The organism is Vibrio algicola, assembly GCF_009601765.2.
GTDB classification, from domain to species: domain Bacteria; phylum Pseudomonadota; class Gammaproteobacteria; order Enterobacterales; family Vibrionaceae; genus Vibrio; species Vibrio algicola.
Map to the genome: position 1 here is coordinate 303,476 of NZ_CP045699.1, position 23,065 is coordinate 326,540.

At 43.3% G+C, this 23,065-nt stretch carries 20 protein-coding genes; 14 read left to right on the forward strand and 6 right to left on the reverse strand.

What is annotated here, in order from left to right:
• Window positions 1–4 precede the first annotated feature (4 nt).
• The 5 genes from GFB47_RS01355 (at window position 5) to GFB47_RS01375 (ending at window position 5,441) form a co-directional block, all read left to right on the forward strand.
• On the forward strand, window positions 5–733 hold the full coding sequence (locus GFB47_RS01355) for a glycosyltransferase family 2 protein (RefSeq protein WP_153445959.1): 729 nt from the start codon (window positions 5–7) through the stop codon (window positions 731–733).
• A complete protein-coding gene (locus tag GFB47_RS01360) occupies window positions 733–1,680 on the forward strand; it encodes an NAD-dependent epimerase/dehydratase family protein (protein WP_153445961.1) in 948 nt (315 codons plus the stop codon). The genes GFB47_RS01355 and GFB47_RS01360 overlap by 1 nt, the downstream gene beginning before the upstream one ends.
• Entirely contained in the window at window positions 1,677–2,234 is a 558-nt protein-coding gene (locus GFB47_RS01365; protein ID WP_153445963.1) for a sugar transferase, read from the forward strand. Before GFB47_RS01360 ends, GFB47_RS01365 begins: the two co-directional genes overlap by 4 nt.
• 95 nt (window positions 2,235–2,329) lie before the next feature.
• On the forward strand, window positions 2,330–4,258 hold the full coding sequence (locus GFB47_RS01370) for a polysaccharide biosynthesis protein (RefSeq protein ID WP_153445965.1): 1,929 nt from the start codon (window positions 2,330–2,332) through the stop codon (window positions 4,256–4,258).
• 184 nt (window positions 4,259–4,442) lie between these two features.
• Window positions 4,443–5,441, forward strand: coding sequence for an alpha/beta hydrolase (locus GFB47_RS01375; RefSeq protein WP_225874276.1), 999 nt, complete (start codon window positions 4,443–4,445; stop codon window positions 5,439–5,441).
• 63 nt (window positions 5,442–5,504) lie between these two features.
• Here GFB47_RS01375 and mnmH read toward each other — a convergent pair whose 3' ends face one another.
• Window positions 5,505–6,596 (reverse strand): tRNA 2-selenouridine(34) synthase MnmH, encoded by a 1,092-nt coding sequence (gene mnmH, locus GFB47_RS01380; RefSeq protein ID WP_153445966.1) that lies wholly within the window; start codon window positions 6,594–6,596, stop codon window positions 5,505–5,507.
• A 313-nt stretch (window positions 6,597–6,909) separates the two neighbouring features.
• Between mnmH and GFB47_RS01385 the strand changes: the two genes are divergently transcribed.
• A complete protein-coding gene (locus GFB47_RS01385) occupies window positions 6,910–8,076 on the forward strand; it encodes a nucleotide sugar dehydrogenase (protein WP_153445968.1) in 1,167 nt (388 codons plus the stop codon).
• 76 nt (window positions 8,077–8,152) lie between these two features.
• A complete protein-coding gene (locus tag GFB47_RS01390; protein WP_153445970.1) occupies window positions 8,153–9,142 on the forward strand; it encodes a DHH family phosphoesterase in 990 nt (329 codons plus the stop codon).
• Between the two features lie 165 nt (window positions 9,143–9,307).
• Here GFB47_RS01390 and cysE read toward each other — a convergent pair whose 3' ends face one another.
• The 4 genes from cysE to GFB47_RS01410 all read right to left on the reverse strand — a co-directional run bounded on the left by cysE (window position 9,308) and on the right by GFB47_RS01410 (window position 12,430).
• On the reverse strand, window positions 9,308–10,129 hold the full coding sequence (gene cysE, locus GFB47_RS01395; RefSeq protein WP_153445971.1) for a serine O-acetyltransferase: 822 nt from the start codon (window positions 10,127–10,129) through the stop codon (window positions 9,308–9,310).
• Window positions 10,130–10,223: 94 nt separating this feature from the next.
• Window positions 10,224–11,246, reverse strand: coding sequence for an NAD(P)H-dependent glycerol-3-phosphate dehydrogenase (gene gpsA, locus GFB47_RS01400; RefSeq protein WP_325077233.1), 1,023 nt, complete (start codon window positions 11,244–11,246; stop codon window positions 10,224–10,226).
• A 173-nt stretch (window positions 11,247–11,419) separates the two neighbouring features.
• Window positions 11,420–11,884, reverse strand: coding sequence for a protein-export chaperone SecB (gene secB / locus GFB47_RS01405; protein WP_153445973.1), 465 nt, complete (start codon window positions 11,882–11,884; stop codon window positions 11,420–11,422).
• A gap of 90 nt (window positions 11,885–11,974) precedes the next feature.
• On the reverse strand, window positions 11,975–12,430 hold the full coding sequence (locus tag GFB47_RS01410) for a rhodanese-like domain-containing protein (RefSeq protein ID WP_153445975.1): 456 nt from the start codon (window positions 12,428–12,430) through the stop codon (window positions 11,975–11,977).
• Between the two features lie 403 nt (window positions 12,431–12,833).
• On the opposite strand from GFB47_RS01410, the gene GFB47_RS01415 reads away from it, so the two are divergent.
• The 6 genes from GFB47_RS01415 to GFB47_RS01440 all read left to right on the forward strand — a co-directional run bounded on the left by GFB47_RS01415 (window position 12,834) and on the right by GFB47_RS01440 (window position 21,078).
• Window positions 12,834–13,616: a glycosyltransferase family 2 protein gene (locus tag GFB47_RS01415; protein ID WP_153445977.1), complete on the forward strand. Its 783-nt coding sequence runs from the start codon at window positions 12,834–12,836 to the stop codon at window positions 13,614–13,616.
• Window positions 13,617–14,297: a TVP38/TMEM64 family protein gene (locus tag GFB47_RS01420; RefSeq protein WP_153445979.1), complete on the forward strand. Its 681-nt coding sequence runs from the start codon at window positions 13,617–13,619 to the stop codon at window positions 14,295–14,297.
• A complete protein-coding gene (locus GFB47_RS01425; RefSeq protein WP_153445981.1) occupies window positions 14,294–16,024 on the forward strand; it encodes an ArnT family glycosyltransferase in 1,731 nt (576 codons plus the stop codon). Before GFB47_RS01420 ends, GFB47_RS01425 begins: the two co-directional genes overlap by 4 nt.
• Window positions 16,025–16,114: 90 nt before the next feature.
• Complete coding sequence (locus GFB47_RS01430; protein WP_153445982.1) at window positions 16,115–17,713, forward strand: ArnT family glycosyltransferase; 1,599 nt, start codon at window positions 16,115–16,117, stop codon at window positions 17,711–17,713.
• A gap of 421 nt (window positions 17,714–18,134) precedes the next feature.
• On the forward strand, window positions 18,135–19,679 hold the full coding sequence (gene gpmM / locus GFB47_RS01435) for a 2,3-bisphosphoglycerate-independent phosphoglycerate mutase (RefSeq protein ID WP_153445984.1): 1,545 nt from the start codon (window positions 18,135–18,137) through the stop codon (window positions 19,677–19,679).
• Window positions 19,680–19,947: 268 nt separating this feature from the next.
• Window positions 19,948–21,078 carry a murein hydrolase activator EnvC family protein gene (locus GFB47_RS01440; RefSeq protein WP_153445986.1) on the forward strand — a complete coding sequence of 377 codons (1,131 nt, stop codon included), beginning with the start codon at window positions 19,948–19,950 and terminating at the stop codon, window positions 21,076–21,078.
• A gap of 103 nt (window positions 21,079–21,181) precedes the next feature.
• Here GFB47_RS01440 and GFB47_RS01445 read toward each other — a convergent pair whose 3' ends face one another.
• On the reverse strand, window positions 21,182–22,528 hold the full coding sequence (locus GFB47_RS01445) for an MATE family efflux transporter (protein ID WP_153445988.1): 1,347 nt from the start codon (window positions 22,526–22,528) through the stop codon (window positions 21,182–21,184).
• Between the two features lie 220 nt (window positions 22,529–22,748).
• On the opposite strand from GFB47_RS01445, the gene GFB47_RS01450 reads away from it, so the two are divergent.
• Complete coding sequence (locus GFB47_RS01450) at window positions 22,749–23,039, forward strand: co-chaperone GroES (RefSeq protein WP_153445989.1); 291 nt, start codon at window positions 22,749–22,751, stop codon at window positions 23,037–23,039.
• The last annotated feature ends 26 nt before the right edge of the window (window positions 23,040–23,065 follow it).

Below are 23,065 nucleotides of genomic sequence, written 5' to 3' on the forward strand. Positions count from 1 at the left end.
AGTCATGCCTGCATATAATTCTTCAAAACATATTGCAGTAGCGATAGAATCTGTAATTAATCAGTCTTATAGTGATTGGGAGTTAATTGTTATTGATGATTGCTCTACAGATTCTACAATTTTAATTGTTGATAAATACTCACATCAAGATAGTAGGGTGAGGTGTCACTCCACAAACGTGAATGCTGGCGCTGGGGTCGCAAGGAATATAGGGATTGAATTGGCTAGTGGTCAGTTTCTCGCATTCTTAGATTCAGATGATTTATGGGATTCAAATAAATTAACTAAGCAATTGGGGTTTATGAAGGCTAATAATGCAGAAATTAGTCATACATCTTTTTCTTTTATTGATGAAGACGGTTTTTCTAGACCAGGTTCGGTAAGTGTATCTAAGTGCGTTAATTTGGAAACTAACCTCCGTAAAACAGAAATTGGTACGTCTACTGCAATTATAAACAGGCGTTTAGTCTTAGATAGCATTAAGTTTAGTGAAATAAGGGCTAGGCAAGATTTAAAGTTGTGGATTGATTTATTAAAGCAAGGTTATAAATCTTATGGTTTAGATTCTGATTTGGTTAAATATAGAATTAGATCTGGAAGCGTGAGCAGTAACAAGATAAAAATGTTATTCGTAACCTTAAAAGTATACTTGGAGGTTAAAGAGTTATCAGTAATGAAGCGTATATCTTGTTATTTATCTTATGTATTTAACGCGATTAGGAAACGACAGTAATGTCTAGGGTTTTAATAACTGGTACTTCTGGCTTTGTAGGGTCTAACATTAAAATCACTTCAGCTAAGAAGGTTGTTCGAGCTGTTAATTCTAATGTTGAAAATACTAACGTCAGCAATCATACACATTTTATCTCATCTCTTGACTCGAAAACTAATTGGAATAATGCCTTCCACAATATTACCTCAATCATCCATCTTGCAGGCCTAGCTCATAACCATGATTACACGGTAGAAGATTATAAATCCGTTAATGTTCAAGGTACTCTACATTTAGCGACAGAGGCGACTAAAGCTGGCGTCAAACGTTTTGTTTTTGTGAGCTCAATAGGTGTTAATGGTACCGTGACGCATAATAGCGTATTTACTCCAGGGCAAGTGGCATGTCCCCACAATGCTTATGCTCAATCAAAATATGATGCAGAAGTTGGATTGAAAAAAATCGCCGCTGAAACGGGTTTAGAGGTAGTCATTGTACGTCCGACTTTAGTTTACGGCCCAAATGCACCAGGTAATTTTGGCGCTTTAACAAAACTAGTGAAAAAAGTCCCCTTTCTACCTTTTGGATTGGCCAATAATAAGCGTGATTTTATTGCGGTTCAAAATCTTGCGGATTTATTAATTGCTTGCTCCGAGCATCCAAATGCTCCCGGACATACATTTTTGGCATCTGATGGTGAGACGGTATCTATAAAAGAGTTTACCAATGCCATAGCCGAAGGGCAGGGTAAAAAATTAATTCAGTTACCGCTACCAATCTCAATGATGAAATTTGCCGCTAAATTACTGGGTAAGTCTGCAATGGCTGTGCAATTATTGGATGACTTACAAGTTGACACATCAAATGCTTACGATATTCTTGGTTGGAAAGCGCCCTATACAATGAAGCAGGCTATGTCTTTACTTTCAGACCAAGATTCAACAACAAATCAGAGTGATAATAAATGATCCGACTTATCGACTTTCTCGTGGCTTTCTTCGGCTTACTTTTCTTATGGCCCATTCTTTTGATTGTTGTGATCATTGGGCTATTTGATACGGGCTCGCCTGTGTTTGTGCAGACTCGAGTTGGTAAAAATAAAAAGCCATTTAAATTGATCAAATTTCGCACCATGTCAGTTGAAACCAAATCGGTGGCAAGCCACTTAGCCAATAATGCCTCTATTACTAAGTTAGGTGCTTTTTTACGCAAGACAAAGATTGATGAGCTTCCTCAATTGATTAATGTGGTGAAAGGCGAGATGAGCTTAGTAGGGCCGCGCCCTAATCTATTTAATCAAGAAGAGTTGATTGAAAAGCGCGATGCACTGAAAGTGTACGATGTACTACCAGGGATCACTGGTTTAGCCCAGGTTCAGAACATTGATATGTCTACACCTGAACTGCTAGCCAAAACAGATAAAAAAATGATCGATACTTTAACCTTATCCTTATATTTTAAGTATATAATCATGACTGCTACAGGTAGTGGTAGTGGTGATGCGGTTAAGCCTTCGAAATAATAGTTATTCACAATGAAGACTTTTCTAACAACGCCAGTTTATCGCTGGCGTTTTTGGTTTTTTAGCAACAAGAATAGAAGAGATCCGCTAGGTCTATGATAAAACTTAACTACATTTGGTCGTTATCTCGATTCAACAAACGAATCATTAGTCTCATTATCGATGCATTCTTTGTCACTCTCGCATTTGTCGCAGCTTATTGGGCTCGGTTGGGGCATACCCACGCGGTGTTCCAAAATGATAACTTATATGTGCTTTTGGCGACATTAGCGGTTACTTTACTCTGTTTTACCAAGCTGGGTTTATATCGAGCTATTCTGCGTTACTTAACCTTTCATGCATTATTTGTTGTTAGTGTTGGTACCATTATTTCCGGTACTACTGTTGCAATATGTGCGTTTTATCTTGATGCCTATGTGCCGCGTTCTATTCCCATCATCTACAGTGCATTTCTTTGCTTGATGTGTGGAGGCTCTCGCTTAATCGTTCGCGTGTTGGTTTCGCAGCAATACACCAAAGGGCTGGAGCCAGTATTGATTTATGGTGCTGGCAGCTCTGGTCGTCAGTTAGCGATTGCATTGCGTTCTTCTTCAGATTATCGAGTACGTGCTTTTGTCGACAACGATAAAACATTGCAAAACACGGTGATCCAAGGATTGACGGTGAATAAACCGAAAAACATCCAATATCTGATTAAACGCTACAATATTAAAAAAATCCTGCTGGCGCTGCCTAGTGCAACTCGATCACAACGAAAAGAAATTATCGATACCTTAGTGCCTTATCCGGTCGAAGTGTTAACCGTTCCTGCAATGAGCGATATTGTGTCGGGCAAGGCAACCATTGATCAATTAAGTGATGTGCCGATTGAAGATTTATTGGGGCGTGAAGCTGTCATGCCGCAAAAAGTACTATTAGAATTAAATATAAAAAATAAAGTGGTGATGGTAACGGGCGCCGGTGGTTCGATTGGTTCAGAGCTTTGTCGTCAGATCATCCAGCAAAAACCCAAAGCATTAGTGTTATTCGAGTTATCTGAGTTTGCGCTGTATAAAATCGATAAAGAGCTGAGTACTTACATCGCTGAAAACGGCTTATCTATTCCTATCTATCCGTTACTAGGCTCAGTGCAGCGTATTAATCGCCTTGCGACAGCCATGAAACACTTTTCGGTCGAGACTGTTTATCATGCCGCGGCTTACAAACATGTCCCGATGGTAGAGTACAACGTGGTAGAAGGTATTCGAAATAACATCTTCGGCACCTATTACAGCGCTAAAGCGGCCATTGAGGCAGGGGTAAAATCCTTTGTACTTATTTCTACCGACAAAGCCGTGCGCCCAACCAATGTGATGGGCACGACTAAACGTATTGCCGAATTGGGGTTACAGGCTTTAGCACAAGAAGAAGCAAAAAAAGAACATGGAACCGATTTTTGTATGGTTCGTTTTGGAAATGTTTTAGGATCGTCAGGCTCGGTGATCCCATTGTTTAAGCGACAAATTGAACAAGGTGGACCATTAACAGTCACCCATCCTGATATTATTCGTTACTTTATGACCATTCCTGAAGCCGCGCAATTGGTTATCCAAGCCGGCGCGATGGCAAGAGGCGGAGATGTGTTTGTTCTTGATATGGGCGAACCCGTACGCATCACGGATTTAGCTGAAAACTTAATTCACCTGTCTGGTTTAGAAGTGAAATCCGAGAGTAACCCGCATGGTGATATCGAAATTCAATTCACCGGTTTACGCCCTGGTGAGAAATTATATGAAGAGTTATTGATTGGTAATGATGTGAGTGAAACCTCGCACGAGCGAATTATGACCGCATCAGAAGTGTGCATTAGCAGTGAAGAATACCAGCGATTGCTCGAACAGCTCGATAAAGCTTGTCACGACTTTGACCATGACCTTATTCGTGAGATATTGATCAATACCCCGGCAGGATTTACCCCGAGCGATGGCATTAGTGATTTGGTTTGGAAGCAAAGAGTCATGATTGAAGATGTATACCCAAAGTAATTGAAGTTGCAGTGAGGCGGCAAGTAAACGAAGCCCATGAGCTTAGCTTGCCTAAGTGATTGGGGTGAGTTAGCGCAGCCAACAAAGCTGCAGCTTCAAGTAAGACGGGTATAAAAGCTTAACAGTCAAAATCGACATCAAGAACAGGTGAAAATATTCGACTAGAGGCAAGGGTGCTTCTTTAATGACCACATTAACTTGGCAAGGACTGCCCATGCTCTTTATTACCAACCGCACTCCCAATCAATCGGCTCGCTCTAAAGCCAATCGTAAAATCAGTTTCAATAGCCAAAATACCGACATCTCTAAATGGTTGTTCTTTTGTGAGCGTAATGGGGAAGGCGATTATACAGAAATCCTCTCCAAGCCCTTCTTTTCGCAACTTAAAGCACTGCCTGCGCATACTCAAATATTGTTCTATATCCATGGCTTTAATAACAATATGGAGCCAGACGTCTTTGGCAGGGCCGAGCAACTAGAAGCCTTACTCAATCAAGATGATGCTGATTTGGTGAAAGTGATCCCGATTATTTGGCCCTGTGACGATGACTCAGGATTACAAATTGTCGATGATTACTGGGACGACCAAAAAGCCGCTGATTACAGTGGTATCGCCTTTGCTAGATTGTTTTGGAAGTTTGACCAATGGCGACATGATGTAGCCCAACAACAAAATCCTTGTTTACGCCGTATGAACGTATTGGCTCATTCAATGGGAAACCGAGTATTGCTCAACGCCATGCAAACTTGGGTGCAGCACACTCAACCAGGAGGCATGTCGCAGTTATTTCGTAATGTGTTTATGGTGGCCGCCGATGTTGAAAATCAAACTTTAGAGCAAGGTCAAGCGGGGCGACATATTATCGATTCGGCCAAAAATACCATCGTCTATTTTGCCAGCGACGATCTCGCCATGCCCGCGTCTAAAATCGTCAACCTTTATGGTAGAACGTTATCACGCAGAATGGGCATGACCGGCCCAGAAGATTTATCCAAACTGCCTAAGCGCAAAGTAATGGAAGTTGATTGCGATAGTTTTAACACCCATTTCGACTTTCCCACCGGTCACACCTACTTTCTGACCGATAAAAATCACGTCCCGAGCCCAATAATCAAGCACATCCAACAACTGATCCAAACCGGCAGAATGCAAGGAGAGCAAAGCCAGTGGTTAGATCTGTAATTCGGTTTTTTTGCTGTTATCTAAGTTAGCATTCCAACTGTTGCTATGGAATAAGATCAATACTTACTGAGCATTTGCCCACTCGATCATGGCTTCACTATTGCCTTGAAAAATGACTTTGCCTTGGCGTTTGCCAAATTGATAGTGGTACATAGGATCGTAATAGTCAGCTAATAAGGTTTTGACTGGCGCATCAAATGCCAAGTGCTTACCTGTACGAAATAACACGTCCAATGCCTGAGTTAAGCTCGTGTGCAATGCGTTAAAGCGAGCGCCACCTAATCGTTTTTTAATCCGAGTTAAACTGCCTAATACAAAATCACTAAAGTGTTGCTCTGCATCGGGGCCAAAGCGTTGCTGATAGTCCTGCCAAGGTTGTGTCACATAATCTTCAACCGTCATCGCGATCCGCTTTTCTATGGGCTCCTCTAATATCGCTAACTCATTACTTGTCATGGCGCGGCATAAGTTCTCGGGCATCACTATTCGGCCAATTAAGCGACCTTCATCTTCCACAAATAATGGCTGTTGTGGGTGGCGGTGACGATGTTTCAACATCGCAATTGATACGGCATTTTCCCAATCGATGCTACTAGGTTGAAAGTCATCGGCGTTGCGACCAAAAGCTGAGCCTCGGTGCCGAGCCAGTCCTTCAAAATCGATTTGATGATCAATATGTTGCAGCACTCGCGTTTTGCCAGAACCGGTCGGGCCACAGATATTAATCAAACGAAGTGATTCGATATTGTCATCGAGTTGATCCATCAAAAAGCGGCGCATCGCTTTGTAGCCACCATCAATAAGTGGATAATCCACACCGGATTCTTTAAGCCAAGCTTGAGTGGTATGAGAGCGCAAACCGCCCCGAAAGCAATAGAGATAACCATTGGGATTGTCGGTGCAAAAAGCTTTCCAATCGGCCAGCCGTTGTGCGCGAATTTCCGGTGTCGCCAGTTTTAAACCCAGTAATATGGCTTCCTCTTCCCCAGCTTCTTTATAGCAAATACCAATTTCATGCCGCTGAGCATCATCGAGTAATGGACGATTGATTGATTGAGGAAAAGCGCCTTTATCAACCTCAATCGCCGCGCGAACATCCATCAAAGGAATATCATTTAAGAAGATATTGAGAAAATCTTTGCTATTGGGGCGCATAATTGAGGTCACTTAATGTAATGGTAGTACTCGCTAGAACAGGCGCTCAGAATACGTGACTTAAGGGGAAGGTCAAGTTTATGATGTGTTTGATTGTTCTCAGAAGTTTGTGCGAAGATAATTGAATGGCTGAGCGCAATTATAGTAGAAATGCGCCATCCTTCCTTTTACAATGTGACTATTCCTTACTCTTTACGCAACGATCTCACTGACCGTGAATATCTCAGTGTTCTTCCCAATAAATAACACTAACACTGTGATTTTATTGCTTGAATGGTAAGTCCTTTATTATTAATTTTATCGAGTGGATGTTATGAAAATTGCTATTGCGGGTACAGGCTATGTTGGCCTTTCGAATGCGGTTCTTTTATCGCAAAATCATCAGGTGATGGCAGTCGATATCATTGCTGAAAAAGTGGCGATGATTAACAATAAACAATCGCCTATTGCCGATGCCGAAATTGAGCAATATTTAGCGGAAAAAGAGTTAAACCTGACCGCGACGCTTGATAAACAATTGGCTTACCAAGATGCCGAGTTCGTGATCATTGCCACGCCTACCGATTACGATCCTAAAACCAACTACTTTAATACTTCATCGGTTGAAGCGGTCATTAAAGAGGTGATGGCGATTAATCCCAATGCTGTGATGGTGATCAAATCGACCGTGCCAGTGGGTTATACCGCCAGCATTAAACAAGAACTTGACTGTGACAATATTTTGTTCTCACCAGAGTTCTTACGTGAAGGTCGCGCTTTATTTGATAACTTGCATCCGTCTCGCATTATTGTGGGTGAACAATCTGAACGTGCCCAAGTATTCGCTAACCTTCTGGTTGAAGGGGCGATTAAAGATGACATTGAGGTGCTATTTACCGATTCAACCGAAGCCGAAGCGGTGAAGTTGTTCTCTAACACTTACCTTGCATTGCGTGTGGCCTATTTTAACGAGTTAGATTCTTACGCTGAAGCTAACGGTTTGGACGCGCGCCAAATTATTGAAGGCGTAGGCTTAGATCCTCGTATTGGTAATCACTACAATAACCCATCGTTTGGTTACGGTGGTTACTGCCTGCCAAAAGATACCAAACAATTACTGGCAAACTACGACGCCGTACCAAATAACATCATTGGCGCGATTGTGGATGCTAACCGGACTCGTAAAGATTTTATTGCCGATTCCATTATTAAGCGAGCGCCAAAAGTGGTGGGTATCTACCGTTTGATCATGAAAGCCGGTTCGGATAACTTCCGCGCTTCCAGTATCCAAGGCATTATGAAGCGTTTGAAAGCCAAGGGTATTGAAGTGGTGGTGTATGAGCCGGTGATGAAAGAAGACGATTTCTTTAATTCACGCGTGATCCGCGACTTTAATGAGTTTAAGCAAATGTCGGATGTGATCGTATCCAATCGTATGATGGATGAATTATCGGATGTGGCGGATAAAGTGTACACCCGCGATTTATTTGGCTCGGATTAAGAGCTAAAAGCGAAATTCCGGATAACTCGTCCTTCGTTTCCTGAATGACGAAAGGTAACTACGACAAAGGATTGTCATGCATTACGATGTGTTTAATGGCGACGCAGATGGCATTATTGCGTTGCTGCAATTGCGCTTAGCTTCCCCTAAAAAAAGTCAATTAGTGACGGGGGTTAAGCGTGATATTCAATTGCTTACTCAAGTTGAAAATGCCCGTGATGTGACGTCGGTGACAGTGCTTGATATTTCATTGCAAAAAAACCTTACTCCACTGACTGCGTTGCTTGAACGTGCGATCCCTGTTTTTTATTGCGATCACCATCAAAGTGGCGATATTCCCAACCACTCCAGCCTGACAACTTTAATTAATCTCGACTCTGAAATGTGCACCAGTTTACTCATCAACCAAAAGCTAAAAGGCCAATATCAAACTTGGGCGATTGCGGCGGCATTTGGTGACAATATGGTGAAAGGGGCATTACGTTTAGCTCAGCAATTCGACCTTAGCCAATCTCAAATCGACTTTCTTAATGAGCTTGGCGTACTGATTAACTACAACGGTTATGGCGCTGACTTAAATGATTTGCATATCTCTCCAGCGGATTTATTTACTCAATTACTGAGCTACCCTAACCCGTTTGATTTACAAGCTGATTTAAAGTCGCCATTTTATCAACTTCAAACCGGATACCAAGCCGATAAAGCCCATCTGAGCGCTATTTCTGCCAGTTATGTGGATGAGGTTTGTGAAGTGTTCATCTTGCCGTGCCAGCCGTGGGCAAGGCGGATTAGTGGCGTGTTTGGCAATGAACTGGCTAATCGAAATCCGGATAAAGCATTTGCGGTGTTAACGTTAAATCAGCTTAATCAAGATCAAGAATTAAAGAAGAGCGAGAAGAGTTACACCGTCAGCGTTCGCGCGCCTTTGAATAATCGACTGGGCGCAGATGAAGTGTGTGGGCAATTTGCCACTGGAGGCGGAAGACGTGCGGCGGCTGGGATCAATCACTTAAACGCCGATCAAATGAATGCATTTATTGAGGCGCTAAGCCAGCGGTATTTATAAGATAAAATAAAACGGTTATCCCACGTGACTTCCCACACGAGTAGATAAACCCTGTCATCGCATGCGAATAGATAAACCCTGTCACCCCACGCGAGTAGGTAAATTCCGTCATCCCATACGCGAGTAGAACGAGCAGATAGGGGATCTCGCTTTTCTCTTTCCTATTTAAATCCCGGCGCCATCAATTAAATCAGGTGAAGTACCATTAAATTGCTGATCCATATCCCAAGATGGCTTGTCACTTTGCGGGCGACCCACGATTTTAGCTGGAACGCCTGCAACTGTGGTGTGAGGGGGGACGGCTTGTAAGACCACCGAGCACGAACCAATTTTCGCCCCTTCACCGACTTCAATATTGCCTAATATCTTGGCACCTGCGCCAATCATAACGCCTTCACGGATCTTCGGATGACGATCGCCACCATCTTTACCAGTACCACCGAGGGTGACGTCTTGTAAAATTGACACATCATTTTCCACTACCGCTGTTTCACCAATCACAATGCCAGTGGCGTGATCGAGCATAATGCCATGACCAATTTTTGCGGCTGGGTGAATATCGACTTGGCAAGCGACGGAAATTTGATTTTGCAAATAGGTGGCAAGGGTGACGCGACCTTGATTCCATAGCCAGTTGGCCACGCGATAGCCTTGTAGCGCGTGGTAACCTTTTAAATACAATAGAGGAATAGAGTACATTGAAACCGCCGGATCTCGGTTTACGGTAGCGCAAATATCACACGTCGCCGATTCGGTTAGACTGCAATCAGAAAGGAACGCCTCTTCGACCACTTCACGCACGGCCATGGCGGGCATGGAAGCGGTTTTGAGTTTATTGGCCAAGATATAACTCAATGACGCGGCTAAGCTGTCGTGGTTAATAATGGTCGAATGATAGAAACTGGCCAGCATTGGCTCTTGCTCTGCCTGTTGCTTGGCTTCTTCTACGATTTTGTGCCAGATCTTCTGTTTTTCGCAGTGCTTCATGAAATCCTATTTCTCTTTTAGTCGTTATCGCCGCTTTGAAAACCACGATAACGAGTTAATCCTTTAGTGCCAAGATTCTTATGTTTCTAATCTTTTATCTTTCTGCTTTTTTCGCTCTGGCGAGTAAATCTTGCGCCGCTTGGCGAGCATCTTTACCTTGATACAATACTTGATAGATTTGGTCAACAATTGGCATTTCAACACCCATACGATTAGCCAGTAGCCACACTTCTTTTGTGTTGCGATAGCCTTCTACTACTTGACCTATTTCTTGTTGGGCTGTATCGATGGTTTTACCTTGACCTAATGCCAAACCAAAGCGTCGGTTACGCGATTGGTTATCGGTACAGGTTAACACTAAATCGCCTAAACCTGCCATGCCCATAAAGGTTTCTGCTTGTGCGCCTAATGCTGTGCCTAAGCGGGTCATTTCAGCCAGGCCACGAGTGATCAAGGCGGTTCGAGCATTAGCACCAAAACCAATGCCATCGGACATGCCAGCGCCAATCGCAATCACGTTTTTCACTGCGCCGCCCAGTTGCATACCGGTGAAATCTTCATTGGCATACACGCGAAAGCTTTTATCGCAATGAATAGTCTCTTGTAGATCTTTTACAAATTGAGCATTAGGAGAGGCAACAGAAATTGCCGTGGGTAATCCGGCCGCCAATTCTTTGGCAAAGGTTGGGCCAGATAATACCGCGAGTGGAATGTCATCGCCCAAAGCTTCTTGCGCCACATCTTTTAATAAACGGCCAGTTTCAGGTTCAAGCCCTTTGGTTGCCCAGCAAATGCGTGAATTGTCTAATAAGTGCGGTTTTAAGCTGCCGAGCACTAAACCAAATACATGGCTTGGTACGACGACTAATAAATCTCGGCTTGAGGATACCGCAGTGGCTAAATCGGTTTCAATGATCAACGATTCTGGGAAGGTGATACCAGGTAAAAATTCATGGTTGGCACGGTCTGCTTGTAGCTTTGCCATGTGCTCGGCTTCATGCCCCCAAAGCACAACATTTGAACCATTACGAGCCAGAGCGATGGCAAGAGAAGTACCATAAGAGCCCGCGCCGATAACGGTCATAACGACATTTTGATGAGGAGTTGTGTTTGGCATGATGAAAACCTTTTGATGAGTTCTGAAGGGGATAACGCAATAGACAAAAAAGCAAAAGCCGTTTAAATACTCACGAAACATCTAATGTCGATATTACTTGAGTATAGCGCTTTTGCTTTTTTATTTTCAGCGTTCAAAACGAAGCGCTTTCACACTTCATCGAGAAAACCAGATTATGCTTCTTCTTTTGGTGCTTGTTCAGCTTGTTGCTGTAGGTAGTTCATGAACAATGCATCAAAGTTAACCGGTGCTAGGTTCAATTGTGGGAACGTACCTTTAATCACTAAGCTTGAGATTGTTTCACGAGCGTATGGGAATAGGATGTTCGGGCAGAATGCACCTAGGCAATGAGCCAGTTGACCTTGTTCCATTTGTCCTGCAGTGAAGATACCGCCTTGTTGAATTTCACATAGGAAAGCCACTTCTTCCGCATTTTTAACGGTCACGGTTAAACGTAGAACCACTTCATAAACGCCTTCGCCTAATTCACGGCTTTGAGTGTCTAGCTCAAGGTTAACATCTGGTTCCCACTCTTTTTGAAACATGTTTGGTGAGTTCGGCGCTTCAAAAGAGATGTCTTTTAGGAAGATACGTTGAATTGTGAAGTTCTGTTGTTCTTGCGGTGCTGCTTCAGCCATGATTAAAATCCTTGTAGAGATAAATTAAAAAATGATTTGTAAGCCAGCACGCATGATGATGCGAGATATGCGTGAGTGGCTTTGCTTATTTTATTTCTTACCTTTTTTAGACACTGCTTTATCAGAGACTAACGGTAAGTTCTTTTCGTTCCAAGCGCTCATGCCGTTTTTCAGTACGGTCACGTTTTCAAAACCGGCTTTGGCCAATAGGTTGGCACTTTCTGGCGCAGTTTGTCCTAACTTGCATACCACAATGATTGGGGTCGCTTTGAATTTTTCAATGGTAGAAAGTGCACCAGATTTGATGTCTGATGGTAAAATGTGAACTGAGCCCGCAATATGACCATGTTTGAACTCTTCTTTCGATCGAATATCAACCACAACGCCGTCTTGTTTGTTAATTAAAAAAGTCAGTTCATCGTTATCAATGGTTTTGTATTTGGCGGTTGAAGCTTTATAAAAACTCATGACCAATGCCGCCAGTACACCAACCCAAACAAGGCACATGATTAGGTTTTGTTGAAAAAATTCCGTATATTCTTGCATATTTTAAGCTCTTACCTGCGATAGCTGGGGACATCCACAGCTGAAATTTGAAAGGCAAGAGTATAACCGTCTAAACAAGCAGTGGCGAGAAGAGAAGAGAAAAAACCTATTCTAGATCTTAAAAGAGGCTAGGGGCTGTTGATCTTTCGTGATTAAATTTTGTTCAATATTCCCTAAAGCCCAAAGTAAAATGTCAGTTTATCTTCAGTAAACCTTAAGGGTTTCTTGGTACAATGTGTTTATTGGTGGCGGCAAGTAATTCAAGCCATGTCATTATACTGACATGCTATTTCAATTTGCTATTACCTTGCACATGCTACTCTTACCAGAGAAAAACCAAATATACTCCAGTCACGCATCTTGACGTCATTGGGCTATATTAATCATAAATAACGAGGCCAGAATGATTCCGAGTATTTCTGTTGTGATCCCTGCTAAAAATGAGCAAGGAAACATTGGGAGGCTTATCAAGGAGATCCATCAAAGCCTACATGCTTTTGAGCAAGTAGAAATTGTTATCACGGATGATGGCAGCACCGACCAAACCGTACAAGAAGCCATAGAGACTGCTCGCGAGTGCCAATGTGCAGTGCAAGTAATTAGCCATGCACAAAGCTGCGGGCAAAGCACCGCTGTATTAACTGCAGTCAAACATGCCAAAGGCGACTGGATTGTGACTTCTGACGCGGATGGCCAAAATGATCCTTCCGATATGCCTGCGATGCTAGAGGCGGCAGCGAAAGTGACCAACCCGCACTTTTGTATCGCAGGGTTTAGAGCTAAGCGCCAAGATACCGCGTGGATCCGCTTTCAATCTAAATTTGCTAATGGCATTCGCGATAAATTATTGGGCGATGGCGTGCCCGATTCAGGTTGTGGCTTAAAAGTTATTCCTAAGCAAACCTATCTTCAATTACCGTATTTTGATCACATGCATCGTTTTCTTCCAGCGTTAATTAAGCGCCTTGATGGCGAGATTGTGGTGCATCAAGTTCAACATCGTGATCGAGAAGTCGGCACATCTAACTACAATGCTTGGAATCGAGCTTGGGTGGGTGTGGTCGATTTATTTGGCGTGATTTGGTTAAAGCACCGTGCCAAACTGCCGGTGGTCAAAGATGTTCAAGCGGTCACCGCGCCAACGGGCAAAAGTGATGACGCTTATTCCAATGACGACACTATCTAAATGAAGTGGTTAAAGCTGGCGGCGTTGATCGTGATTATCTTGTTGCTTATTTCGCAACTGAATAATCCGGTGATCGCCCATATTGCCGATAAAAACTGGCTGGTGGATTACATTGGACAAAATGGCATTAAAGGCGATGTTATTTTACTGGTGACATCCATATTCTTCTTAGCCATCAGTGGACCTAAGCAAGTGATCGCTTTGGTGTTTGGCTATTTGTACCATATTTACCTTGGAACCTTATTGACGATCGCTGTGTGTGTAGTCGCGGCATCGATCAATTATACGGTGGCGCATTTTTTACTGGCTAATATTCTATTTAAACGATTTCCGAATCGAATGCGAAAATTTAATGCCTTTGCCAGCCGCGCGCCGTTTACCAAAATTTTATTACTGCGCTTATTTCCGATTGGCAATAACGTGGTAACCAATGTGTTATCTGGCAGTGTGCGGGTGCCACTAGTGCCCTTTTTTTGCGCCAGTATTCTTGGCTATTTGCCGCAAACGATCATTTTTGTCTTAGCTGGTGCGGGGATCAAGTCGCCTGACAGTAATCTTATTTACGTCAGTGTTGGCCTAGGTGTGGTGAGTACCATTTTAACCAGTTTGATTTATCGTGATCATGTCAAACAACAGGTTGAATCATTAAATCAAGAATCAAATTTGGATGAAGCATCATGAACCAGGTTTCAGGCTCTATTGGAGCTCGCTGTCAACAAGCGTGGCGCAATGAAGATTACTATCAAACCCTATTGTTTTTATTGGTGATTGCGGCGGTTATTATTTTAGCCGGCGCAGGTTTTCGTGACCCGTGGCCTGCCGATGAGCCTCGCTTTGTCGAAGTGGCGCGTGAGATGGTGCAATCGGGTAATTGGTTTTTCCCGATGCGGGGAGGGGAATTATACCCAGATAAACCGCCGGTGTTTATGTGGTCGATGGCGGCTTTTTATTGGCTAACGGGCAGTTTAAAAGCGACGTTCATGTTACCTAATGCGATTGTGAGTTTGATGGCATTAGTGTGTTGTTATGACATTTCCGCCAAATTGTGGAATGTCAAAACTGCGCGCACGGTTGGTTTGTTATTACTGATCGCCCCACAATTTATTATTCAGGCTAAAGCGGCGCAGATTGATGCCATGGTTGCCGCTTGGATAACGATTGCGATGTATGGTTTGTTACGCCACTTTTTTGTTAAAACCAGTTGGACTTGGTATTGCGTTGCCTGGGGCTTTATGGGAATGGGGATCATTACCAAAGGAGTGGGGTTCTTACCGGCGCTACTGCTTATTCCTATCTTGTTTTTACACTTTTCGGGCAAGCATCGCTTTGAAGAACAAGTGTCATGGAAACTCTTGTGGGGACCGGTGGCCATGCTTGCGGTCGTCGCTTGTTGGTTGATTCCTATGCTGTCGATTGCCGAAAGTAGCCATAATCCCGATTTTATTGCTTATAAAAATAATATTTTATTTAAGCAAACCGGTCAGCGTTACGCCCATTCTTGGGGGCACATTAAACCTTGGTATTACTTTGTGGTCAGCGTTATTCCTGCCATGTGGTTTCCTTTGTACTTTGTATTTTTCAATAAGAAATTCTGGCAACAAAGTCGCCAATCTGTGGTGATCATTAGCTTATTAGCTTGGATTGCATTAGTGGTGGTGTTCTTTAGCTTTAGCCCTGGTAAGCGTGGGGTTTATATTCTGCCAGCACTGCCGATGATGGCACTGATCGCGGGGCATTTCTTAGCGCGAGACACTTGGCAACCTTGGGTCGAAAAATTGCTCAAAGGCTTAATTGCCGTCCTTGGTGTTGCGATGCTGGTGGTCGCAGGCATGGCGTTATTTAAAGCGCATGCGGTGACTAAAGCATTGGGCGATGACACCTTACCTTATGCGGCATTCTTTATTGTTGCAGGCGCGGTGTGGTTGCTGGCTTTCTGGAAAGGGCTAAAAAAACCAGCATTATGCAGTTTAGGCGCGGCATTAGCCATTACTTGGGTGTTATACAGTTTTGTCGGCTACTCTTTATTAAATCCAATGCGGACTCCTGCTAAAGCCATGATGCTTGATGTGCAGCAAAAAATTGGCTCTGATGGCGAACTCGGTTTAACTCGCTTTAAAGAGCAGTTTTTATTGTTCTCGCCAATTTCATTAACTCATTTTAGTTATTTAGATGAGGCGACAGAGCAAGACCGTAACGCTTGGCAGTGGATGAAAGAAAAACCGAATCGCTACATCATGACCACCAATTCTAAAGATATGGAATGCTTTGATCGCACTAAAGCGGTGGATCTTGGTATGGCGCATCGCCGTGATTGGATTCTACTCGACAGTCGCAGCTTGCTTACTACCTGCACGGCGCCAAAAGAGAAGAAACGCTATCACTTAACGATTACTCAACCATACTCATAATATAACGACCTTATCGCCGTCTTAATCATGATCTCTCGCTAGCTTCGATGAGATAGGATTAAGGCGGCTTTTAAATAGGCAGGGCTTTACATGTTGAAACACAGATATACTTTTTATTTCGCTTTTTTTGCTATTGCACTGCTGAGTTTTATTAATCGCGATTTAACTCCAGTCAATGAATTAAAATACATCAGCATTGCGCTGGAAGCGTTGCAATCGAACCATTGGTTTGCTTTTTATAATCATGGTCAAATTTATGCCGACAAACCACCGGTGTATTTTTGGATCATCATGGTGGGTATTAAGCTATTTGGCACCAATGGCGCGGCGTTGTTTACCTGTTTATTTAGTATCTTGCCGGCGATTGGTATTGCAGAAGTGATGCATCGTTGGACTAAACATGAGCTCAAACCTGCGATGGGCAATATCGCGGTGGTGATGTTGATCAGCAGTGGGTTATTTTTAGCTTGCGCCATTATTTTGCGTATGGATATGTTGATGGCGCTGTTTATTACCTTGGCGTTGTATCAGTTCCATCTTGCATTTATCCGTCAGCAACAATATTTAGCCCCATCCGCTCAGCGCTACTTTATTTTACTGTTTATCTTATTGGCCTTATTAATTAAAGGTCCGGTCGGGCTGTTATTGCCGGTGCTGTCTATCTTCGCTTTCTTGTGGCAAAAAAAATCACTAAAGCAATGGTCGCTGTATTTTCCATTAAAAGGTGTGTTGTTATTTTTGCTGATCATTGGCTTGTGGGGTTTGGGCATTGATTATGATGGCGGGCATCAATATTTGTATCAACTCACTATAGGTCAAGCACTAAAACGCGGTATTCATGCTAGCGTGCACCCAGAGCCTATTTATTATTATTTGCAAAGCGCCTTTAGTACCTTACAACCTTGGAGTCTATTGCTGGTGGTGAGTGGGCTTGGCTTTATTCTGCAATTTTTTAAATCTAAATCGCAATTAGAAACCCAATCCAAACTATCTGATACTGCATGTTTATTTCTGACGGTAACAATCACTGGGGTGGTAATGTTGTCGGCGGTGAGCAGTAAGCTTGAGATTTATTTTCTGCCCCTGATGCCTTTTGTTATTTTCGCTAGCGTGATGATATTGCAACAACTCAATGAGCGTAAATGGTGGTTGTGGGGGTTATACCCAATTGCAGTGCTGACCATGATTGCACCTATAGTGGCATTATTTTTCACCTCCGCATTAGATAAATTACCAGTGTCATTAAGTGATGCCTACTTACTGCTTGCGAGCCTCTTTATTTTTGGTGTAATAACGATGGGTTTGTTACTCAAACAGAAGTATCAACATGCTGTGGTCTCACTTGGGTGTACTATGCTCGCGATTATACTGGTGGCGGCGTTAGTGGTGCCGAAATACAACAACTTACTTGGGGTAGAACAAGTCGCAAACTTAGCGCAACAGCAATCTCCAAAGTATGGCAATCAAGGTTATTACGCTTACAAAAAAGAATCGCTCCAAAATATGGATGTGTATTTTAATCAGCCGGTACGTTTGATTAACACGGTTCAACAAGCGGTGAATCTTAAAGTTGGCAGCGTGATCATTACTAAAAACAAACAAGCAGAAATCATCAAAGCCTTAGCAGCCAAAGGGCAAAAGCCAAGCTATATTAATACCGAAGGGAAATACACATTATTGGTAAGATAGCGAAGCACATCAATACGGCAAAAACGGTATTGTTGAGGCTCTTACAGCCCGTCACTTTCGAGGATCTACCTACAGCGCGCGGTGATTAGATTCCCGCTCTCGCTTATGCTCGGCAGGAATGACGAATTTCTGTGGTTCAGCGCGTGGTGATCGACTCACCGCGGGTTGGGTTTCAAATATTATTCGGCGAGCTCGATCGTTATGCGCGCTTTGGATTTTCATCTTGCTTAAAACTTCGGCATAATGTTGGCAATCAATGAAATTTTGTACCAGATTTATGTGACAGTTGCAGGGTAAGTCGCAAGTGTATCGACCAATAAGCGGTCTTAAATTGATCTTATCCTACAGTTTATAATGAAAAGTGTAGTAAAATTACGCTCAACGAATATCTATAATTTTTAGTCTTTAAACGAGGTTTAACATGTCGAATAAAAAACCAATCGCTTTAGTGATCCTTGATGGATGGGGTTCTCGCGAAACTCATGGCGATAACGCGATTGCTAATGCCAATACTCCGGTACTGGATTCTCTATTTGCTAATCAACCGAACACGCTTATTTCAGCTTCAGGTTTCGATGTAGGTCTACCTGATGGTCAAATGGGTAACTCTGAAGTGGGTCACACCAACATTGGTGCGGGTCGTGTGGTATATCAAGACTTAACTCGTATTACGAAATCTATTGCCGATGGTGAATTTAAAGATACGCCAGCACTTGCCAATGCGATTGATAAGGCTGTTAAATCTGACAACGCGGTTCACATCATGGGTCTTATGTCTCCTGGTGGCGTACACAGCCATGAAGATCACATTTACGCTGCGGTACAAATGGCAGCAGAACGCGGCGCCCAAAAAATCTATGTACACGCATTCCTTGATGGTCGTGATACTCCGCCGCGCAGTGCAAACAATGCACTACAACGTTTCCAAGATTTATTTGCAGAGCTAGGCCTTAAAGAAGGTCGTGTTGCCTCTCTAATTGGTCGTTACTTTGCTATGGATCGTGATAACAATTGGGATCGCGTCCAAAAATCTTACGACTTGCTGACTCAAGCAAAAGCGGAATTTACTTTTGATTCAGCAACTGCTGGCCTTGAAGCGGCTTACGCGCGTGATGAAAATGACGAGTTTGTACAAGCGACTGAAATTCGCGCCGAAGGTGATGCACAAGCGTCTATCGTTGATGGCGACGCTGTGATCTTTATGAACTACCGCGCTGACCGTGCTCGTGAAATTACTCGTACTTTCGTACCTGATTTCTCTGGTTTTGAACGTGCTGTATTCCCAACGATTGATTTTGTGATGCTAACTCAATACGCGGCAGACATTCCTCTGCTTTGCGCATTCCCACCGGCATCATTAGAAAATACTTACGGTGAGTGGCTGTCTAAATGTGGCAAAACTCAACTGCGTATTTCTGAAACTGAAAAATATGCTCACGTTACTTTCTTCTTCAACGGCGGTAAAGAAGATGAATTTGAAGGTGAAGAGCGCCAATTAGTCGCGTCTCCAAAAGTCGCTACTTACGATCTTCAACCTGAAATGAGCGCGCCAGAATTAACCGACAAGTTAGTTGCAGCGATCAAATCAGGCAAGTTCGATACTATCATTTGTAACTACCCGAACGGCGACATGGTTGGTCACACTGGCGTTTATGAAGCTGCGGTTAAAGCATGTGAAGCCGTTGATGAATGCATCGGCCGTGTGGTTGCTGCAATCAAAGAAGTCGATGGTCAAATGCTGATCACAGCCGATCACGGCAACGCTGAAATGATGATCGATCCAACAACCGGTGGCGTACACACTGCGCACACTAACTTACCAGTGCCATTGGTTTACGTTGGTTCTAAAAACCTTGAATTCAAAGCGGGCGGTAAGCTATCTGATCTTGCGCCAACCATGCTTGAACTAACAGGAATGGAAATCCCAGCAGAGATGACTGGTGAGGTAATCGTAAATCTGAAATAATCCTTATCCTTCGTACTTGAAGCTACAGCTAGCTCTAAATTGATAATAGGTTGACTACGATCATTCACTCCAATCACCTAGACAGCTTTCTGTTTACAAAAGAAAGCTCATGAAGATGAATGATCTTGTCGCCTCACTGCAACATCAATTACTTTGGATAACGAATTGTGCGAATTACTGTTATGGTAGTTCGCACAATATTTGTAGATCATGTCTTTTTGATAGACGCAGATCGTGTCTTTAAAAGATAGAAAGGACCATGTTTTAGATGAATTTATGCAAAAAAAGGCTTTCTAGTTACCTCGTCGGCCTATCACTTTCTATTTTATTACTTCCACTTAGCGTAAACGCTGCCTCAAAAGAGGATCTAAAAGGCGTATCGGCGCAGATATCTCGTCAAAATTCCTCCATCAGTTCGCAGCAGAAAAAACTCAATAAATTACAAAGCGAATTAAAAGATCACGAAGTGGCGATTTCAAAATTAGGTCAAGAGATCCGTCATACTGAGCGAGAGCTGAGTAAGGTTCACGTTAATTTAAATCAGCTTCAAACTCAAAAACAACAATTAGAGCAAACCAAAGCCGAGCAAAAAGCCACGCTTGAAAAATTAATCAAAGCCTATTACATCACTAGCCGCAATAATGATGTCTCCCAAATTTTACAAGGCGGCGATCCAGCAGAAAAAGATCGCATTAGCCAATATTTCCAGCATCTTGCGACCGCTCGTACCGAAGCTATCCAAGCGTTAGAAGTAACCCAATCTCAATTGGACGAAAAACAACAACAACTTTCAGTCGAAGAAAATAAGCAATCTATGCTATTGGCGCGCCAAAAAGACAAGCGCCGCGATCTACAAAAAGCGCAAGGCCAACGTAAAAACACTGTCTCAGGCATTCGCACTAACATTAAGAGTAATCAAAGTAGCTTGGCTGAATTGCGTCGCAATGAAACACGCTTAAAAGCCGAGATAGCTAAAGCAGCAAAACGTAATATTTCGCCAATGGATGGGCTGGCGAAATACCGAGGTCGCTTGCCGTGGCCATTAAAAGGCAGTATTGCCCACAGTTATGGTACTCGCCAAAGCGGGCAAGTGACTTGGAAAGGTATTGTGATTAACGCCAAACAAGGTCAAGCGGTGAAAGCGGTGCATTCTGGTAAGGTGGTATTTGCCGAATGGCTACGCGGCTACGGTTTAGTGGTATTACTGGATCACGGTAAAGGTGATATGACCTTATATGGTTATAACTCAACCTTACTGAAAAAAGATGGTGATGTGGTCGCTGCTGGTGAAACCATTGCTCTGGCAGGTAATACCGGTGGACAAGATCGCCCATCACTGTACTTTGAAGTTAGACGTAACAGTCAGCCACAAAACCCAAAGAGTTGGTTGCAGAGATAAATACGACAATCTGAGAATAGGCAGCGAGACGCCGAGTGCGCTTCGCTGCAAACCTCAAAATACAGTGGTAACTTTAATTTTATGCCTTCTGAGCGTTATGGCTTCACTCTTGAAGCTGTTGCAATAATTGCTTTCTAAAATACACCGCATAACCATAAGCGCAGATCCCACCGACTATATTACCAACCGCGATGCCAACAAATAGGCCTTGCACGCCGTAATGATGACTACCAAACCAAGCAAAAGGTAAGGTGAAAATAAATAGGCGGGCAAAGTTCCAGAAGAAGGCTTTAAGTGGCAAGTGCATTGCATTTAAGCAACTGACCAACATCATGACAAGCCCTTGGAAACCATAGCTAAAAGGCACAATTAACAAAAAGTGCCACAAGGTTCGGTGGACACTTTCTTCTTGGCTAAATAAGGAAGCAATAGGCCAACTTAGCGGCACCATCAATACAAATAAACCAAATTGAAAGATCAGCGAAAAACGCATCGACACAAACAAAGCCTCAAAGCTACGTTGTGGATTCTTTGCCCCCATATTTTGCGCGATAAACGGGGTGAGTACTGAGCCAAGCGACATTAAAACTAAGATCATAATCGATTCGACTCGTTGTGCAGCGCCATAAGCCGCCACCGCTTCTGTTCCAAATCCTGCCAGCATCCACATTAAAATTGCGCCCGATAGCGGATTCATCGCACTGGAGAATGCCGCTGGAGTGCCAATTTTTAAGATTTGTTTCCAATCACTCAAGATGTTTGCAAACTTTGGTCGAGCCACCATTTTTTCGCGCAAGATCAACACATGTAAAATAAGGATTAACCCGCCTAACCAACTGATCGCACTGGCAATCGCCGCGCCTTGAATGCCAAGTTCAGGAAAAGGGCCGTAGCCAAAAATAAGTAGCGGATCGAGTATGCCGTTAATTAACCCCGACATCATCATGATCTTAGCGGGCGTTTTGGTATCACCGGTGGCGCGGATCACACTATTGCCGGCCATAGGTACGACTAATAATGGAATGGTGAGATACCAAATCGACATGTATTGCTCAATCAACGGGAGCAGCGGCGGAGTCGCTCCTAATGCACTAAATAGCGGCTTAATTGTGAGAAAGCCAATGGTTGAAGCAATGCTGACCAAGAGTATTGCCAGCAATAAACCATGAGTCGAAAAACTCGCCGCTTTGCTGTCATCTTTTTGCCCAAGTAAACGACCAACATTGGCCGATAACCCCATGCCGATGCCAAGCGTAATGCAGCTCACGCCAAAGGTGACTGGAAAGGTGAAACTGATCGCCGCTAAGGCTTGAGTGCCTAATAACGAGATAAAAAAGGTATCGATAAGATTAAATGTCAGGATCGCAAATAAGCCAAACATCATTGGTACGGTCATTTTTTTTAAGACGGTTTGAATGTGGCCAGTGAGTAGGCCGTGTTTATCATGCATGGTAATGACAACGTTGATGATGGAAGCAATAGGATACAGGAAAAGCGAAAAAGCGGGAAGCGGGCACGCTATGGCTCGGGAGTTCAAGATCTCCAACCGGGATCACATTTTTTTTCGTCTGCCCCCTTGGATTATGGCCTGAGCTCCCCAACATCTTTATCAGCCGAATGATTCGGCATCCCTAAAATTTCTATGAACATCTACTAGGAGAAACAACCAGATGAACATTCGTCCTTTACACGACCGAGTTATTGTTGAACGCCAAGAAGTTGAATCTAAATCGGCTGGTGGCATCGTACTAACCGGTTCTGCTGCGGAAAAATCAACTCGCGGTATCGTTCTAGCTGTAGGCAAAGGTCGTATCTTAGAAAATGGCACAGTATTGCCGCTAGACGTTAAAGTCGGTGACTCGGTAATTTTTGCTGAAGGTTATAGCACCAAGTCTGAAAAAATCGATGGTAAAGAAGTATTAGTCATGTCAGAGAATGACATCATGGCTGTTATTGATTAATACTCGCATTCAAAAAACCAAACGCA